The organism is Candidatus Neomarinimicrobiota bacterium (assembly GCA_018647265.1).
Lineage (GTDB): Bacteria > Fidelibacterota > Marinisomatia > Marinisomatales > TCS55 > TCS55.
In genome coordinates this window covers 1-18,048 of sequence record JABGTK010000068.1, presented here as the reverse complement: position 1 = coordinate 18,048, position 18,048 = coordinate 1, and the positions used below count along the sequence as shown (strand labels likewise).

The 18,048-nt window shown below is 39.9% G+C and carries 18 protein-coding genes and 1 tRNA gene; 2 read left to right on the top strand and 17 right to left on the bottom strand.

From position 1 onward, the window contains the following. Positions 1-186 precede the first annotated feature (186 nt). Both HN459_04225 and HN459_04220 read left to right on the top strand, forming a co-directional pair. Positions 187-384, top strand: coding sequence for a helix-turn-helix transcriptional regulator (locus tag HN459_04225; protein MBT3478650.1), 198 nt, complete (start codon positions 187-189; stop codon positions 382-384). 26 nt (positions 385-410) lie between these two features. Continuing rightward, complete coding sequence (locus tag HN459_04220; GenBank protein ID MBT3478649.1) at positions 411-2,372, top strand: DUF2075 domain-containing protein; 1,962 nt, start codon at positions 411-413, stop codon at positions 2,370-2,372. A gap of 235 nt (positions 2,373-2,607) precedes the next feature. Here the strand turns inward: HN459_04220 and HN459_04215 are convergent, their stop codons facing one another. From HN459_04215 to HN459_04135, 17 genes are all read right to left on the bottom strand, one after another. Next, on the bottom strand, positions 2,608-2,940 hold the full coding sequence (locus HN459_04215; protein MBT3478648.1) for a type II toxin-antitoxin system VapC family toxin: 333 nt from the start codon (positions 2,938-2,940) through the stop codon (positions 2,608-2,610). Positions 2,941-2,978: 38 nt separating this feature from the next. Then, entirely contained in the window at positions 2,979-3,212 is a 234-nt protein-coding gene (locus tag HN459_04210) for a CopG family transcriptional regulator (protein ID MBT3478647.1), read from the bottom strand. Between the two features lie 153 nt (positions 3,213-3,365). Beyond that, positions 3,366-4,037 carry a nucleotidyl transferase AbiEii/AbiGii toxin family protein gene (locus tag HN459_04205; GenBank protein ID MBT3478646.1) on the bottom strand — a complete coding sequence of 224 codons (672 nt, stop codon included), beginning with the start codon at positions 4,035-4,037 and terminating at the stop codon, positions 3,366-3,368. Continuing rightward, positions 4,024-4,623: a hypothetical protein gene (locus HN459_04200; protein ID MBT3478645.1), complete on the bottom strand. Its 600-nt coding sequence runs from the start codon at positions 4,621-4,623 to the stop codon at positions 4,024-4,026. Before HN459_04200 ends, HN459_04205 begins: the two co-directional genes overlap by 14 nt. Positions 4,624-5,136: 513 nt before the next feature. Further along, positions 5,137-5,209: transfer RNA gene (locus tag HN459_04195), tRNA-Phe, on the bottom strand. An 87-nt stretch (positions 5,210-5,296) separates the two neighbouring features. Beyond that, positions 5,297-6,673 carry a hypothetical protein gene (locus HN459_04190; protein ID MBT3478644.1) on the bottom strand — a complete coding sequence of 459 codons (1,377 nt, stop codon included), beginning with the start codon at positions 6,671-6,673 and terminating at the stop codon, positions 5,297-5,299. Positions 6,674-6,698: 25 nt separating this feature from the next. Beyond that, a complete protein-coding gene (locus tag HN459_04185) occupies positions 6,699-7,298 on the bottom strand; it encodes a hypothetical protein (GenBank protein ID MBT3478643.1) in 600 nt (199 codons plus the stop codon). Between the two features lie 192 nt (positions 7,299-7,490). Further along, entirely contained in the window at positions 7,491-9,605 is a 2,115-nt protein-coding gene (locus HN459_04180) for a S9 family peptidase (GenBank protein ID MBT3478642.1), read from the bottom strand. A gap of 135 nt (positions 9,606-9,740) precedes the next feature. Continuing rightward, a complete protein-coding gene (locus tag HN459_04175) occupies positions 9,741-10,148 on the bottom strand; it encodes a PIN domain-containing protein (protein MBT3478641.1) in 408 nt (135 codons plus the stop codon). After that, the gene (locus tag HN459_04170; protein ID MBT3478640.1) at positions 10,136-10,414 is read right to left on the bottom strand and encodes a hypothetical protein; all 279 of its coding nucleotides are present in this window, start codon (positions 10,412-10,414) and stop codon (positions 10,136-10,138) included. Before HN459_04170 ends, HN459_04175 begins: the two co-directional genes overlap by 13 nt. 73 nt (positions 10,415-10,487) lie before the next feature. Further along, a complete protein-coding gene (locus HN459_04165) occupies positions 10,488-10,814 on the bottom strand; it encodes a hypothetical protein (GenBank protein ID MBT3478639.1) in 327 nt (108 codons plus the stop codon). Positions 10,815-10,817: 3 nt separating this feature from the next. Beyond that, positions 10,818-12,164, bottom strand: a complete 1,347-nt coding sequence (locus HN459_04160; protein MBT3478638.1) for a M28 family peptidase — start codon at positions 12,162-12,164, stop codon at positions 10,818-10,820. 10 nt (positions 12,165-12,174) lie between these two features. Continuing rightward, entirely contained in the window at positions 12,175-12,822 is a 648-nt protein-coding gene (locus HN459_04155; GenBank protein MBT3478637.1) for an oxidoreductase, read from the bottom strand. Further along, positions 12,822-13,835, bottom strand: a complete 1,014-nt coding sequence (locus HN459_04150) for an oxidoreductase (GenBank protein MBT3478636.1) — start codon at positions 13,833-13,835, stop codon at positions 12,822-12,824. Before HN459_04150 ends, HN459_04155 begins: the two co-directional genes overlap by 1 nt. After that, entirely contained in the window at positions 13,832-15,361 is a 1,530-nt protein-coding gene (locus HN459_04145; protein MBT3478635.1) for a M20/M25/M40 family metallo-hydrolase, read from the bottom strand. The genes HN459_04150 and HN459_04145 overlap by 4 nt, the downstream gene beginning before the upstream one ends. A 116-nt stretch (positions 15,362-15,477) precedes the next feature. Continuing rightward, positions 15,478-17,739: a M28 family peptidase gene (locus HN459_04140; GenBank protein MBT3478634.1), complete on the bottom strand. Its 2,262-nt coding sequence runs from the start codon at positions 17,737-17,739 to the stop codon at positions 15,478-15,480. Between the two features lie 83 nt (positions 17,740-17,822). After that, positions 17,823-18,048: 6-bladed beta-propeller (locus HN459_04135; GenBank protein MBT3478633.1), on the bottom strand; the 226-nt coding region annotated here is incomplete at its 5' end.

Genomic DNA, 18,048 nt, shown 5'->3' with positions numbered 1-18,048 from the left:
TCCAACTTGAGTGATTGTGTTGTGTATTTCATTTTTAACTCCATTTGTTATTGGTTAATTACAACTATAGACACAAAAAGATTCAAATGGTTGTCAGGACTAAGCCATATTTAACAAAATGCTATCTTTAGGCTGTAGACAGGACTGTAAATGAATGATAGCTTTAGTCATCAAAATGATTCAATTATGGCTATAGGTAAAACACTCCGTTCACTTCGAAAAAAAGCAAAACTTTCCCAGGAAGAATTAGCTGAAAAATGTAATCTCCACCGAACATACATAGGCGCCCTTGAGAGAGATGAAAAATCTCCAACAATTTCCACTTTAACAAAGATTGTAAATGCACTTAATATATCTATGAGTGATTTTTTTAAACGAACATAGTAATAGTTTCACTTACTTAAAATTATATGCCTGGTTTTTATAAAGATAATTTTTCTGATTTTACAAAAAGAAATTCTAAACAAATAGTTGGAGAATTAACTATCGGCGCGCAGAAAGCCGGATTCTATTCTCAGTTGCAAAGTCAAACAGACGTTTGGCAAGAGCAAATAAATATTCTTAAATCAATTTGTACTGAACTAATTACAATAGATAAATCGTTGGAAGATTCGGGAATAATATTTGAATTTCCAATTCCAAGAAGAGGTAAAAGAATAGATATTGTTCTAATTATTAAGGGGCTGATTTTACCTATTGAATTCAAATATAAATATGACAAACCTGAAAAAGCTGATATAGACCAAATAGAAGACTATGCTCTCGATCTTCGAGACTTTCACAAAGGGTCAAAAAGTAAAAACATATTACCCATATTATTAACTATGGAAGATAATAGTGAATTTAGAATTTTTCAATTCAATAAAAAGGAATTAGTCCAAAAAGTATGTATTGCGAATTCAAAGAACTGTTCTAATGTTATATTAACCATTTTAAATAAAATTAAATCTAATAAGTCTATTAATTTCTTAAAATGGGATAATGCACTTTATAATCCCACTCCAACTATTATTGAAGCTGCTCAGGTATTATATGCGGGGCAAAATGTTAGGGAGATTTCTCGATCACACGCCAACATCAAAAATTTATCTGACACTTTTGATGCAGTAACAAATGCAATAGACTATGCTATTGAGAATAACAAAAAAGTGATATGTTTCATAACGGGAATTCCAGGTGCCGGAAAAACATTAGCAGGATTAAATGTTGTCCATAATAACCAAAGTAATAATGAATTGGGTGTATTTCTCTCCGGCAATGGTCCATTAGTGAAAGTACTTCAAGAAGCATTGGCAAGAGATCATCATAAACGAACAAAATCTCCGCTAAAAGAATCAAGAAGAGAAGTTCAAACTTTTGTACATAATATTCATTTATTTTTAGACACTTACTATAACAACAATAAAAAACCTCCTGATAAAATTGTTATTTTTGATGAAGCTCAAAGAGCATGGAATAAAAAACAATCATATAGAAAATTTAAACGAGATATTTCCGAACCAGAATTACTATTACAAATTATGGATAGACAAAAAGATTGGTCAGTATTTGTCGGGTTAATTGGTAATGGTCAAGAAATAAATGATGGAGAAGGAGGATTGCCAGAATGGGGACGTACATTATTAGAATCCTTTAATCACTGGGATATATTTATTTCTCCTCAAATGCTAAAAGAGGGAGATTATAATTTATTCGAGTCGGAAATACCAAAAAACATTAATGTAAAAAAGGTAGACGAATTACACTTAAACATAGATATTAGATCTTTCAGATCTGAAAAAATTGCAGATTGGGTTGAGGCTACTCTTAAAGGGAATTCTGATGAAGCAAAATATATTTCTTTAAAATACTTATCAGAATATCCAATTTTTATAACAAGGTCTTTTTCGCAGGCAAAATCATTTTTAAAAGACAATACACGTGGTCTTCGAAAATGTGGTATCATTGCAAGTTCAGGTGCAAGAAGATTGCGCCCCTATGGGTTAGATGTTACCCTTGATATTGATGTCCCAAAATGGTTTTTAAACTCCAAATACGATATCAGATCAAGTTCTTACTTAGAACTCCCTGTGACAGAATTCGGAATTCAAGGTTTGGAACTAGATTGGATACTAATGTGCTGGGGCGCAGATTTACGCCGTAAAGGACAAGAATGGGCTTTTCACAGATTCGTTGGGACAAAATGGCAAAATGTTCATTCTTCAGACAAAAAACAATTTATCTTAAATAAATACCGTGTCTTAATGACCCGAGCACGGGAAGGAATGGTATTTTGGATTCCTGAAGGCGACCCAAACGATTACACGAGAATTCCGGAATATTATAATAGTAATTACAATTATTTAACCGATTGTGGGTTAAAAGTTTTATAAAAATCTAAAGTAAATAAAAAGATAAGTTGTCTTGCCGGGACAGTGCACTATATAATGGAGATGTCGCCTTGAGAATATTCAATAACTAGGATTGATGAATTTTCTAGTTTTCCTTGATATCCGTATATATTTGTATACAACCTAAATAAAAACCACCTTATTCACCTTTCATCCACTCTTTTTCCATCGTGTTAAGATTTGCAAGGCGCACAGTCATTTTAAATCCTTTTTTATCCTAATAAGGTTTAACCAATTTTTTGATCATGGGGAAATGTTTTTGGTTCAACGTTACCAATTCTAATTTTAATATATTTGCTGTAGCGGCGATCAATGCATCCGCTAAACCAATCTGGTGGCTTTTTTGAAATCTGTTTTTAATATTCCCCCCCTCTTCGGCAATCTCTTCATTCACGGGAATCACCTCACAAGCATCAATTAAATTATGGACAGCTATTGACTCCCTTTTACCCTTCACTCCGGCAAATAATTCTGCCACCGTCAAAGCAGAAATAACCGGTTGTATTTTCATCCTCTTAATGAAAATGATGGCCTTTTCTCTACCTCTCAAAAAATCAATGAGTATATTAGTATCAAGCAGGCAAGCACTCATTCTCGATCCAAACTGCGTCTAATCTCCTCAAAATCGGGGAGATCTTTTCTGCCTTTCCAAATGCCCGCACTATCAATGATCTTATTCTTCCAGTTGCTTTCACATTCCACTTCTAGATATTGGTCGATTGCGCTACGAATCAGTTCACTTTTGGATTTGCCAGTTTGTTTAGAAAGTTTCTTTAAGGTCGATTCTTCTTCAGGTGTAATATATATTTGTGTTCGGTTCATAATTTTATGTCAATTCTTATTATAATGTATATTTTATACACCATATTATTCAAGCTATTTTTTAGATGCTCACATAAAAGAATTTTGAACGGGACGCCCTTTTATAAAGCCGGTTAGGCGCGTCTATCGGAACAGGTAGAATAGAATCCCCACTCACCTTTGCTGATTTTCCATACTATTCAAATGGCCCAAAAGAAATGCAAACCCACTTTCATTATAATAGTCCCGGTATTCCCCTGTTAAGATGGATCCCAGTTTAACTTTAAAATCCATTGGTTTGAATCCATCCAATACCTTTTTTATTTCGCTGATCTTTTTTTGAGATAGCTTCAAGCTGATTCCCCTGCGAATGAGAAATTCAATATCAAAGGCATCCCGAATCTCTTTTCGGTCCAACAGCGCATTAATCTTCAGGTCCATCATTTTGGGTAGCGTAATGGCTGTGACCAATACTTGGATATTGGCGTGGGACGACCAAGCAATCGATTGGACCACATCTGTATAGCGGTTATTGGTATTGATCTCGATCTTCAGTTTTCGTGGGTACTGTAGCGATGAAACTTCCACTAAAATTGTATTTCTCTTATTTGCATAATCCCGAATCTCCAAGGATTCCCCCAAATGTGTTTTTATTTTTTCTCCAATCGTTTTTTGGTCCGATTCCTTTTTCAAGTAAAAATCAAGATCCACCGAATAGCGATTAAGTTCATGGCATAGCCGCAGCATTGTGCCACCACCAAAAACAAGTTTTTCAAGAATTCTGGCACTTTGTAATTCATCTAAAACTGACATTTCAAATTGTTCATGCTGCTCAAATAAATTCATGTTTTCTCCACCAGTTTTGTGTTTTTTTAGGAAATGATGACAGTGCTGATTCCAGTAATTCAGTATTTATTTTATTCAAATCCAAGGCATAGAGATCCAAGGCATATTTCCCTAATGAGCAGAGATAAATGGCGTCGGCCAATGCTTTTTCAGGCGTTGCAAAAAAAATACCTTCTTTACGTATGAAACCATTGTAATAGGCACGGTTTATTTTAATAAAGGCAAATTCCACAGTCTGGATTGTTTTGGTATAGGTTCGAGTTCGGGCGATAGATTCAATCCGCTGGGCCGGTATTTGGGATGAAACATCATAATAAGCCAAAGCGGTTAACAGTGAAATATAAGATGGCACTTGAATGCGGTTGGCCATTCGCAACTGGTCATTCCACGTGGCGCCATCCCACTCCCCGCTGGTGATATAAAGATTATTCTTTAACCGAACAAGATGGCCCGATTTGGTTTGTCGCGCCAAGTAAACCCGGGCCGATGGAGATGAGATGAACCTTTCCCGCACCACATTATCCATTGTTATCCAATTATTTTGGTCTTTTATGGTTGTTTTCTTTAGCATGGGATAAATATACATTATTATCATTATTGTTAACAATATATATTTTGCATGCATATAAATACTTTATCAATGATGAGATTTTTAGATAAAATATAAATGTTGATTTTGGACACTCAGCCTACGTTCCTTCGGCGGAACGATATTTTTAATTGGCGAGATTTGCCGCCTTGAGAATATTCAATAATCAGGATTGATGAATTTTGAAGATTAGAATGAATTGGTGTTTGAGTTCCGAATAAAATATTGCGGGACGAGTTTCAATTCATTCCTGAAAAATCAGAGATCCATTGAATATTTTCACAGCGGCTGTTTCTTTTCCAGCTCTTTTCTTTGCGTCAAAGAAAAGGGCGAATATATTTTTACATTAAACCGGGTGGACACATAGTTCCACCCCCACAAAAATAACAGTAACTCTTTAATCTAGATTGGTCGGCGTATATAAATAGAATCGCCGAGGTCTTACCAGTCAGATTCCATTACCAACACAAAACAAAATACCCCCGCTTCCTGCGGGGGTATTTTGTTTTGTGGCTCGGGACGGAATTGAACCGCCGACACAAGGATTTTCAGTCCTCTGCTCTACCAACTGAGCTACCGAGCCAACTTAAAAAATTGATGCCAAAAAAGGCCCGAAAAATTAGCCGAGAGAATGGACGAAATCCAAATGGAATTCCATCATTAATTGGATTTAAAATAAATAAGAAAAATTCACAAGCAAGCGCCCGGAATGTACAACTTCGATTGCACCGGATGGTGTGTACCAATCACTGGAATTCTTTTCCCATTGGGATTTAATATAGGCTACATCCATAATCATGGAGTTCCCTAATGGAACCCCCACCCCAAAAGTATAATAACTTTGATCCACTTTACTTTCGCCATCGGGCGAAGGAATTAATCCACCGCCTCCACGGAGAGTGATACCAAATGAATCTGAAAATTCCCATAGATATTCTATCCCTACACGTAATTGCATAACAGAACGATATTGAAATGATAAAACAGAATTTTCCTCCTGAAGTAATGCATAATCCTCGGAATCCGCAGCCAAATCATTCAGTTTAAATTGTGTGTTTCCCCAATTCTTATACCGTAAACTAGTCGAAATTGCCAAGGACTCAATTGTAATTGCAAACCCTGCATCGTATATCATGGGGACTCTCACCTTATAATCATAATACCCGCTTAAATTTGCATCACTAGATTCTCCATTATCAAAAATGAGTACTTCGTCAGTACCATGATTTTCTTTCACCTCCATCGTATATGGCAGGGATAAAGCCATACCAAATCGCACCCATTCATTCAGGATTCCAGTCAACCCGCCACGGATATTCCACCCTTTTGTTTTGGTGATTAATGATTGAACAAGATCGTATTTCTTAAAATCAGCGGGAAATGTGACATAGCTATTTTGCAGATCTTCCTGTGAAAATTTGAATTCATAATCTTCCCGACCTGTAATACTCGAAATTGAAATGCCACCGGATACTGTAGGCGACAGTGCAATCCCGAAAGAAAAAGTCAATTGTTCCATACCGCCGCTGCTGATAGCTCGTTCACTGCGCTGAACATTTTTTGAAAAAGGATAATATTCTTCTTTTCCATCCACAGTGATGGGGAAATCCAATGTATTATCCTCCAGACTAAAACCGGAGAATGACATGAATGAATCATAATTAAGAATCCGATTGTAACCTATAGCAATGACCATACTTCCCCGCACAGTTGGCACTGGATAAACAATCCCGAATCCATTGAATTGGCCAAATTTCTGGATTGGGTTTTGGGAAGTTTCGTTTATATATGTTGTGTTGTTATTATAATTCAGATTGTTGGTTTCAACGTAAAACATTCCATTTCGAATCCCTGTCAACCCCGCCGGATTCCAATACATTCCCGATGGATCATCCCCCAATGCAGTAGTTCCACCACCCATTCCCATGGAACGAGCGCCAAAACCCATTTCATTTTCTAATAAGTGGATTGCCTCAGCGGCAGATTGGGATTGGAGAATCGAAAAGAAAAATAAAACAGGAAAGATTAATCGGGTCGTGCTTTTCATCAAAGCGCCCTTTAGTTAGATTGATTTAATTGCGACGCGTGGCACGACGGCCACCAGAAGACGAACTTGAACTGCTTGATGAACTGCCAGAAGAACTACTTCCGGATGAACGTGTAGATGATATGGATGAACTGTTACGCGACGAGCTTGAACTCTGCCAGGCAGAAGATGAACTGGTGCGGGTTGTTTTCAAATTGGTTTGATGTTGGCGAGAACGCTCTTTGTTGAATGCCCGCAATTCTTTTGAATCTGTGACGGGAATAAAAAGGGTATAACCGCCCAGGTTATAATTGTAACCATAGGGATTGTACCCATAGCCATAATCATTACCATAGCCACCGCCATAATAATTGCCATAGCCATTATTATAATTCGAATATCCGAAAAAAGGATTAAACCGATTTTGCATCGTGGAATAAGCTAAGGAATTTCCATTGCCCCCATCCTGAGCATAAATACCTAAGTTGGGACGGCGAGGCGCCCGGGAATAGGTTTCATAAAATTGTCCATCTTCATCTTGTTCAACTTCCGGATCGGGATAGAACATGGCCAACTGGGTATAACATCCCTGCAGTGCAAGGGATGAAACCAATGTGAGTCCAATGAGGATGGTTTTAAATCTCATAGCAGGTAATATTACACCAAAATTTAGTTATAACCAAATTGGCTGAATTCTTAAAAAAACGATTTCTCCCCCAATAAATAATGGAAAGTTTTAATGGGTTAAAACTCGAGTGTGTTTTTTTTCAATACACCGTCCTTTAGGAGGGTGGAAGCAGATTAACGATTTGTGAGGATTTAATCCCAAACCAAAAATCTATTCCTTCACCCCGGCCAAATCAAACATAAAGGCATATTCCAACGCCACTTCTCGATACCGACGAAATCGCCCAGATTTACCACCGTGGCCCGCATCCATATTCATGTGAAGATAAAGATCATTGTCACCTTTCCAATGGTCCCGAAGTTTCGCCACATATTTTAGTGGCTCCCAGTATTGAACTTGAGAATCAAAGAATCCGGAGGTTACCAGCATATTTGGATAAGTTTGATCTTTTAATTGATCGTAGGGCGAGTAAGAAAGCATATAATCATAATATTTCTTTTCGGCAGGATTGCCCCATTCATCCCATTCGTTGGAAGTCAATGGAATGGATGCATCCAGCATGGTGGTTACCACATCAACGAATGGCACTGCCGCGATGGCACCTTTCCATAATTCCGGAGCCATGTTCACCACGGCACCGATCAAGAGTCCTCCCGCACTACCACCTTCAGCAAATAGATGATCGGAATCGGCCAATCCTTCTTTAATCAAATATTTACCCACATCTATAAAATCAGTAAATGTATTTTTCTTATTCAGCATTTTTCCATCATCATAGGATTTTCGCCCATAAATCTGACTACCCCGTACATGGGCAATTGCAAAAATAAATCCTCGATCCAATAAACTTAATCGAGTCGAACTAAAATAGGGATCCATGGTAGCACCATAAGAACCATAGGCATACAGCAATACGTTTTGTGGATTACTTGGAACACCCTGTTGAGTCAAGGTTGGATCATTTTTTAGATCTGTTTTATAAACTAGAGAGATTGGAATTGGTTGACCATCACGTCCTAACGCATAATGCCGTTCTGAATTATATAACGCTTGATCATAACCACCTACAACTTCTTGCTGTTTCATTAAGGTTAATTCACCTGTATCCATATTATAATCATAAGTGGAACTGGGTGTCACCATGGAGGAATATCCATAACGTAGAATATTGGTATTAAATTCCTCATTTACAGAAATGCGAGCGGTATAGGTCTGCTCACCAAAATCGATATTTTCATCTTTCCCTGATTTCTGGTTAATCACCCGCAAACCGCGAAGACCATCCTTTCGTTCATTCAATACTAGGTGATCTTTAAATATTTCCATCCCAAGGAGGTGCACATCACCGCGATGGGCGATCACTTCTTTCCAATTGGCCATGTCGGTAGCATCTTCTGACGTCTCCATTAGACGATTATTCTTGGCCTTCCAATTCGTGATGATAAAAAATTTATCCTGGTAATGATCGATGCTATATTCATGTTCTGAACCACGGGGTGAGAAATTTTGAAAATCACCACCCGGTTTATTGGCAGACAAAATATGGTAATCACTCACCAGGGTACTGCTATTATAAATAATGATGAATTCCCCGGATTTAGAACGATAAACACCATTATAAAATGATTCATCTTTTTCTTCATATACCATTTCATCTTTGGCTGAATCTGTTCCTACTTTGTGTCGCCAAATCATTTCGGAGAGCAAAGTCACTTCATTTTTGGATGTATAAAAAACAGTCTTATTATCGTTGGCCCATGCTACATTTCCGGTTGCATTGGGAATGGTCTGCTCCAGCACATTGCCAGTGAGTAAATTCTTAAAATAGATGGTGTAAATCCGGCGACTCACTAAGTCCACGCCATAAGATATCCATTGGTTATCGGGACTCACATCCATGCCGCCCACAGCAAAATAATCGTGACCTTTGGCCAAAACATTTTCATCCAACAAAATTTCTTCGACACTACCCAAAGAACCTTTTTTGCGACAGTGAATTGCATATTCTTTTCCCTTTTCGTAACGGGTATAATAGAAGTAGCCATTATCAAAATAGGGTACAGATTCATCATCCTTTTTAATTCGACCAACAATTTCATTAAAAAGCTTTTCTTGAAATTTTTTGGTATGCTTCAAACGACTTTCGGTATAGTCATTTTCTGCCTCGATATAGTCCACCACTTCTTGGGTGTGGCTATCTTTTTTCTCAGCGGATTTCTGTTCATCTGTGAGGCGCATCCAGTAATAATCATCTACTCGGGTGTGGCCGTGTTCGGTCATTTTATGGTGTTTTTTGGTAACGTCTGGTGGTGTTGAATTTTGCATACAGGCACTCAATAATAAGGTGGAAATCAAAATTAAATGTTTCACAGTTTCCTCGATTCTTTTAAAAATTGATGGTGAATTTAACCTGAAAAATTCAACCCGAAATACACGAGATAGACGTTTGACGATTTTAATTTAATAAATAGAATAGAGAGAGAGACCCTCAATTTGACTAAATGCTTTAAGATCGCGAGTGCATAATTGTAAACCATGGGAAATACACGTTGCAGCAATCCAAGTATCGGCCGATCCTATTTTAGTCCCGGATTGAATTAACTCTGATGAAAGTCGTGCATGGGTTCTTGCAACTTGCACGTCAATATCAATCGCTTTGATAGCGTCTATAATTTTTTCAACGAATGCAGACCTTTGATTTATTTGGGCAGATGTCTTTCCTCGATATACACCATGGAGCAATTCACTCACTGTGATAACAGAAATAAATAATTCCTCCCTACTTAAAGATTCAGAAAATAAACTGGATGCATCCAGTTTATTCCGTTCACAATCAATTATTATATTTGAATCAATCAGGATGCCCATGGATCTCTGACCGGTTCATCATTCATTGAATCTCTTACTACTTTAAGATCTGTTGAAAAGGCTTCCAGTTCCGGCTCAGAAAGATGGGGCAGGGAATCCATTAGATTTGCGAAATCCGATATTGGTAACCCTGACACAATAGGTCGTAGCTCTGCCACCTCTTTTTTCCCCCTCAGAAGAATTATCGAATCATGTTTGTATGCCACACGATTTACAAAATGAGAGAAATCACGGGCTAGTTCTGTAACAGTTTTTTTAAGTAACATTAGTCTAAATCCCTATTTATCATATAATCAATTTATATGATTATATGATATTTATCAATAAAATATTGAAATCCTACTTCAGCCTTCGCCCAAGCCACAACCATATACTAGCGAGAATCAACCCGAGCCCTTCGCGCTGGTGTTCCCACATATTTACCATGCGATCATCCACTTGTTGGGGCATAACATTATTTAATATGCCCGTGGCGACTAATGCACCGACAACAAACAGGACAACGGCAAATTGATTCAAATAGGATTGATCTACTTTTTGTATAAGAGGCAACACTGCCACGGCTATATAAATGGGCACCCAAACAAATCCATCGGCATCATTCAAATTGACCATAGCAAATAAAATAAATATGAGGACGATAGTCCATTTCAGAATTCGATTCAATTACTACCTGCCGATTAATCCACCGGGATAAGCAACCATACTTTCATGACCATCTTGACCCACAGCGGCTACGCCGAATAAATAATTGTCAATGACGATGCCTTTTAAGGTGTGTTTGGTTACATCGGCACCAACGAGTTTTGAATGTTGCCAAGTGGGTGCGGTGGTATCCCGCCAGTAAAGTTTGTAACCGGCAGCACCATCTACTTTGTCCCATGATAAAACTGTGGATGGTTTAACCACACCGCCAATCTTTACATTATTGGGCTTCGACGGCGCCATTGCTAAAGTCACCAAAGCGGCTGCATTCACGGCGGTCAGTTTGGCACAATAATCAAAATTCACGCCTTCAAAAACATCGCCGTATTTAATCCCATTCTCTGTACGAATATCCTGATGTTGGCGATTATAATTCTCGTGTGCTTCCATAATCCGAATACCGGGAAATCCCACTTCATTAAATGGGCGGTGGTGACCGCCCCGGCCAAAGCGATCCAAACGATAGATCAACATGGGATTCATTTCTGGTAAATAGGTTTTCGTGGTGGCATAAACATGCCGCGCCAACTGGCGGGATTCACCATCATTCTCACCGCCGTAAAATCGTTTTTGCTTTAACTGTTTTTCTGTCTCTAAAATTGAATATGGTTCAGAAAAAATACGGAAAGTGCGGTTATCAATAACACCATCCACCCCTTCGATATTACCAATCATATCATTATTCAAAACACCGATAATCTCCCAGCCTTCAGTTATTGCTTTTTCCGCTAAAAACTTTCCACCGAACAATCCCTGTTCTTCTCCGGAAAGTCCCGCCAAAATTATGCTTGTGGGAAAATCATGTTTCGACAACACCCGTGCCAGTTCGATGGCTCCCGCCATGCCTGTAGCATTATCGTTGGCCCCGGGGGAATCGCCTTTTCCATCCAACGGGTCAGATATTCTCGAATCTATATCACCACTCATGATTACATATCTATTGGGATATATTGTGCCCCGTTTCACTGCATAAATATTGACGATCCATGTATCTTTTTTAATACGTGATTTGGGATTCCCTTTAGCTAAAGACCATTGTTCTTCCACTTCCAGACAACCACCACAATCATTTGAAATTTTCTCAAATTCATTTTTGATCCACCGCCGGGCAGCGCCAATTCCCCTAGTGTTAGATACGGTATCCGATAATGAATGGCGCGTACCAAAATTAACCAGTTTTGTCACGGATGTTTCCAACTGGTTCGCGCTAATATCATCTAATATTTTATACACACTCGGATCAATGGTGAGTGATTGTGCCGACAACAGCAAAAATCCTGAAAAATAAACAATTATCATACGTTTTATCATGGTGCTCCCTTTATCCATTGTTATACATAGTTTTATTTGAAATAATGTTAAATCCCGCTCTTCTTGAACAGGATTCCGCAACCATTGATTTTGCTACAGTTTTGCTGTGAATTGCCCGAAAGGAACGGGGTATCATCCAAGAAGTTAATTTTGCCACACCTATGACCATCTTTTCTCCCCTTCTAATTTCCTTTCGATCACCCATCAGTAATGAAGGTTGAAAAATGAGTGTTGATTTTAATGCCAATGATTTCAGGTTTAATTCAAGTTCACCCTTTACCCTATTGTAAAATATTTTGGAATTGGCGTTTGAGCCGGCTGCGGTAACAATACTGAAAACCGATGCATTCCATTTTCTGGCTGCCCCTCCAAAGGCCAAGGGATAATCATGATCGACTTTTCGGAAATTTGATTTGCTCCCTGCCATCTTGATAGTGGTGCCCAAACAACAATATACATGATCCACGGGGAATAAATCCTCCCATGGCGGCATGTCAAAATCGATCACCTTTTCAAACAGTTTTTCATGATCAATTAATAATGGCCTACGGACAGGTGCAATCACCTTATTATACATTTCTGATTCCAGACATAAAGTCAGAACTTCAGAACCGATCAAACCGGAAGCACCTAGTACTAAAGCTGATTTTTGTTCCATTAATGCCCTACTTTTATTTTATAGATTTGACCCTTTTTCCCTACCACATAACCAATGCTGCTTCCCTTTGCAAAGGCCACAGCAGTCAAGTCTTTCACCTCCCAATAATGGGGATGCCAGTTTTTTCCATTATCGGTTGTCATATCAAAGCCCGATGGCCCCACAGCAAAAAATATATTGCCGCGGTAATGGGCTACACATTCACGGTATTGATGGGTTTGTTTTTCAGGAAGGTGCCAAGTTGCACCGCCGTCATTCGTGTATGCCATGGTATTTTTTACGGACTGATTAATGTAATCACCACCCACAGCAATACCGACTTTTTTATTTTTAAAGGCCATAGAATAAATGCCCGTACTTTGGCCGCCATGAACTACTGGTGTTTCGGTTGCATACCAATTCAAACCACCATCTTCACTTTTAAAAACACGAGACTTTTTACCACCCATCCCCAACCAAACAGTTTGTCGGCCTTGAACGGGAATGCCCGTTCCACTGGCGGCAAAACCAAATTCAGGATCAAGCTTTTTGGGGAATCCATCCTTTGGAATTTCCTGCCACGACTCACCCCCATCCGTGGTTCGAATGAGCAAGTGATGGCCGTCGATAGGATCACTAAATGATATTCCATTTTTCCTATTCCAGAATGACATGCCATCATAAAACACACCTTCACGATTATCGTAGTGAACAAGATTCCAGTTTTGGCCCCCATCGGTAGTTTTATAAAATCGAGCAGGAGAGGCAATTCCCATAACAATGGCGGTATTTTTATCAAATCCTTCAACATCCCTAAAATCGGTCTTTTCCATATTTGGGACTGAAACATTTTTCCATGATTCTCCTCCATTAACTGTGCGTAAAACAGTACCGCCCGTTCCGCTGACCCAAACCACTTTTTGATTTACTACCGATAGTCCCCGAAAGGACGCTTCCACGCCACTATCCATTTTTTGTAATGAAATGGACTGACTGAAGGCCAGACTAATAAATAATGGAATAATACGAATCATGAATCGGGCATTGTCATAATAACACCCATGAGGTCTATCCCGTACCAAAGATTGGCAATCCTGAGATTCTCATTGGAGGCATGCTGATTATTATCATGGTTTGCTATAGGCACAATTATGGCCGGTTTTTGAAGTAAATCTGTAAATAAATATAATGGCAGGGATCCGCCCAGTGCCGGCATTAGAATAAGTTTATCCCCCACAAATGCCCTAACCGCATTAATGATTGCTTTGGCGTTGGATTCTTCCATGGATGTTCGGGATGCGATATACCCTGAGCCTCGGCGAACCACCTTAGCTATCTTTGGATATTTCCGCCGTGTCGCCATATCTGGTTCATCATAAACAATGTGAAAGCCTTGGCTACGAATATGCGTTTCCACTTTATCCAGCATATCCATCGGGTCGTTTCCTTTAACCAAGCGAACACCAATTGCTGCCGTGGCAGTATTCGGAATTACATTTCGGGCTTTTTTCCCCACATTTCCACTGGCTAACCCTTTGATTGTGAGTGATGGCAACAACAATCGCTCATTGATGGAGCGACCATTACCTTCAGTGAAAGCCAAACCTAATTCCTTTTTTAATTGAACATCCACATCGGGAATCTTGCTCAATTCCATTCGTTCAAATTCAGATAATGGTTCTACTGAATCATAAAATCCATCCACCAATACTTTTCCATTTCCAGCCTTCAGGGATGCAATTAGGTGTGCTAGGGATTGCCCTGGCACTGGCGCCCAGTTACCATAATGTCCGCTGTGTAACGATCGCTTAGCCCCATAAACGGTCACTTCCATACCCGTTACACCACGAACGCCAAACACCAATTGGGGTTGACGGCTTTGGTGCATTGGTCCGTCACAAAAGAGCCAAATATCAATATCATCCAATAATGCCCTATGTTTCACCAGATGTGCTTCCAGGTTTGTGGAACCAGCTTCCTCTTCACCTTCAAAAAATAATTTAATGTTTGAGGTGAAACCAATTTTCGAAGATTGAAGCGCATCCACCGCATTGAGGATTGTCATAATAGGCGCTTTGTCATCCCCGGCGGAGCGGGCATAAAGCCGCCACTCCGGATCGATTTTGGTTCTTTCCCCTGGCAACGGAATTTGTTTACCACCAGCATCCATAGATGCATTATAGAGAACAGGGTCAAAAGGGCCATGTTTCCATTGGGTTAAATCCACCGGCTGACCATCATAGTGGACATAAAAACAGAGCGTCCGTGTTGCTCCCGGTACTTTGTATTCACCATAAACAATGGGATTCGCATCTTCTGTCTCCAACAGTTGCATCTCAAAGCCCCGTTTTTGAAATAAACCGCTAATGTATTTCGCATTCTTGCGGATGTTGGCTTTATCTGAAGCAACGTTTGGCATGGAGAGCAGATGGGCAAAATCCTTAATGATAGTATGGCCATTTTTCTTCACCCATTTCCGGGTGGCATTTACTGATTTTGGCTCCCCAGCGAAAATAGCCGCACTAAGGATGAGTATTGTTAATATTATTTTCTTTATCACTTATCCACTTTCAATTGTTTTTCTCAACCACCCACCCTTGTCATACTGAGTCCCGCACGATGCGGAATGACACAGATTTTTTTATATTCGTTTGAAGGCACGGATGTAATTGTTAATTATGCCCCTTCAAGAATTTTAGCCGCTGCATTGATTTTAGCAGAAGCACGATCCAGCGCTTTTGCCACTTCACCAATATAAGTATGCACTTCCTCCCATTTCCGTTCTTCTAGTCCCTCACGAATTCCCGGAAGTGTCTTTACGCCATATCCCGTATAAAAACCAGGGGCATAGATCATATTCTTGAACCAATCCCTTCTAGGCAATCCATCGCCACGAGTCATGGCCTGTTCTACTTCCCGAAGGAATTGATTGACTTGGGATTTTTGGCCAGCGGATAATGAGCCTTTCTTTATATTAGCTAAAGCTATTTCATATTTCCAGGCGCTGGATTCAAGACGACCATGGGCCGCTTCTAAAGGCCCAAAATCAAAGTCGGGAACTTCATCCAGCCGTTTCGGCGGCAGATAAGTTTTTTTCGGATTCCCCGCAATAGTATATGCTTCCTGATCCAAAAGTTTATTTCGTTTTTCCGTTTTCTTTGCCACTTCTTCTGCCAGCTTTTTATTACTTTCAATAAACGAACCGATATTTTCCACCATATTCACAAATCGAAAAGGTAAAATATCCGCTTCTGAAAGACGCAATACCAGGCGTCCATTTACTTTGGCCAAAGTTGTTCCGTATTTGAAATCACCATCATTGAAACGGGTATAATGGTCATAGGAATCAAAAATGGAGTGATATGACCCACCACTGCTTTCACCACCGAAACCAATATTTAGGGCCGGTACGCCGGCATGATGAATAAATGCCGTATAGTCTGAACCTGATCCCAATGGATATATTCGTAAATCTTCTCGTTCAGCATCTTTATTACCGCTGACCCTGAGACGCGCACGATTACGTTCCTGCAAGGTCACACCCTGAACTGGATCATTGACATCTGAAGCAACTTCATTCACAAATTTTTCCAGTGAGTGAGAACCGCCCACACCGAGAAAGCCAACACCAGTGCCATCTGTATTAATATAGGTTACCATTTTTTCCTTTATTTCATCCCGGTGATATTCAACCCATTCGGACGAACCCAAAAGGGCCGGTTCTTCTGCATCCCAACCGGCATAAACTAATGTCCGTTTTGGGCGCCAGCCTGTTTTGACCAGTTCACCTATGGCACGTGCTTCTTCCATAAGTGACACCATTCCACTGATAGGATCAGAAGCGCCTTGTGCCCAACCATCGTGGTGGTTGCCACGCATAATCCATTCATCGGGATAAACCGATCCTTTCATTTTGGCCACAGGATTATAAGCACGGCGCAGACTCCAATCGAATTCTAGGTGAAGATTAACTTTTGCCGGTCCCGGCCCAATATGATATGTGACCGGCAATCCGCCACGCCATTGAGCAGGTGCTACCGGACCTTCTAATGCTTTCAATAGAGGTAGCGCATCCCCATAAGAAATAGGCATGACAGGAATTTTCATAATCGTAGGTGCTTCTTCAACCGTAAGCCGTTCCACATCAGGCTTGGCACCATAACCCGGAGTTAATGGATCACCGGGATACATGGGCATATCCAAAACGGAGCCCCGCTGAATCCCATGTTCCATCCTAAAAGGACCTTTAGGATAAACATCACCGCGACCATAGCCATCATCTTTTGGATCGGAAAAAATAATACAACCGATGGCGCCATGTTCATAAGCTACTTTGGGTTTAATTCCCCGCCAGGAACCGCCATACCTTGCGAGAACAATTTTTCCTTTTACGTCAATACCTCTACGTTCCAGTTCTTCATAGTCACCAGGGATACCATAATTCACATAAACCAGCTCAGCCGTTACATTACCATCGGCAGAAAAGGCGTTGAATGCAGGGAGAAGATCTTTTGTAATCCCTGATGTGGCATCTTCTTTTAGTTCCGGTTCTTTCAATTTGAGTGATACTTTATTTGGCGCCACCAATTCCAGTTTCCGAATCTTGGGGAAAGGCACCATGACATCAAATATTTCAATTTCAGTTTCAAAACCCCATTCATCAAATTTCTGAGCGATGAATTCTGCATTTTGCTTACTCCACGGGGAACCAACATGGTGTGGCTTAGATGACATATGCTTCATCCAGTCATTTAAATTCTGGGGATTCAAGATTGCATCAAACTGGGACTCCAGTTTGGATTGGGTTTCTTTATCGAGTGCAACATCAAATGTGGATACCAGTTTCATCTGCGGATCGGCGGGTTCAACTACTGGTGGCTGACCACAGCTGATGAAAATAAGTAATGGCAGAATTCTGCCCAATAAAAGTGTTTTCATGTTCGACCTCCTCAAATCGAATTACGGAATAGGGAGGAGAAACTAAATTGGGAACAGGTTAAAAAGAAGGGGATTTATTGCGACTAATTTCTGACCCTTATCAGTTTAATTATCCGGCCGGAAATATTCCAATCCTGAATATAGAGGTTTCCATCTTCATCCCAATTGGATCCATGGGTGCCACTGAAAATGCCCTCAATCCAATCCTTTTGGTCAATGTTATAATTCGCTCGTTGCTCATGATCCGAATTAAATCCCAGCACAGACATGATTGTGTTGCTTTTATCCAGGATAACCAACCGACCATGA

Bases quoted from the DNA above. Each gene is read 5' to 3' on its own strand.
- HN459_04200 (MBT3478645.1), bottom strand. From the start codon at position 4,623: ATGTATATTTATCCCATGCTAAAGAAAACAACCATAAAAGACCAAAAT.
- HN459_04225 (MBT3478650.1), top strand. From the start codon at position 187: ATGGCTATAGGTAAAACACTCCGTTCACTTCGAAAAAAAGCAAAACTT.
- HN459_04210 (MBT3478647.1), bottom strand. From the start codon at position 3,212: ATGAACCGAACACAAATATATATTACACCTGAAGAAGAATCGACCTTA.
- HN459_04140 (MBT3478634.1), bottom strand. From the start codon at position 17,739: ATGAAAACACTTTTATTGGGCAGAATTCTGCCATTACTTATTTTCATC.
- HN459_04185 (MBT3478643.1), bottom strand. From the start codon at position 7,298: ATGAGATTTAAAACCATCCTCATTGGACTCACATTGGTTTCATCCCTT.
- HN459_04155 (MBT3478637.1), bottom strand. From the start codon at position 12,822: ATGGAACAAAAATCAGCTTTAGTACTAGGTGCTTCCGGTTTGATCGGT.
- HN459_04175 (MBT3478641.1), bottom strand. From the start codon at position 10,148: ATGGGCATCCTGATTGATTCAAATATAATAATTGATTGTGAACGGAAT.
- HN459_04220 (MBT3478649.1), top strand. From the start codon at position 411: ATGCCTGGTTTTTATAAAGATAATTTTTCTGATTTTACAAAAAGAAAT.
- HN459_04150 (MBT3478636.1), bottom strand. From the start codon at position 13,835: ATGATTCGTATTATTCCATTATTTATTAGTCTGGCCTTCAGTCAGTCC.
- HN459_04170 (MBT3478640.1), bottom strand. From the start codon at position 10,414: ATGTTACTTAAAAAAACTGTTACAGAACTAGCCCGTGATTTCTCTCAT.
- HN459_04205 (MBT3478646.1), bottom strand. From the start codon at position 4,037: ATGAATTTATTTGAGCAGCATGAACAATTTGAAATGTCAGTTTTAGAT.
- HN459_04180 (MBT3478642.1), bottom strand. From the start codon at position 9,605: ATGCAAAATTCAACACCACCAGACGTTACCAAAAAACACCATAAAATG.
- HN459_04190 (MBT3478644.1), bottom strand. From the start codon at position 6,673: ATGAAAAGCACGACCCGATTAATCTTTCCTGTTTTATTTTTCTTTTCG.
- HN459_04160 (MBT3478638.1), bottom strand. From the start codon at position 12,164: ATGATAAAACGTATGATAATTGTTTATTTTTCAGGATTTTTGCTGTTG.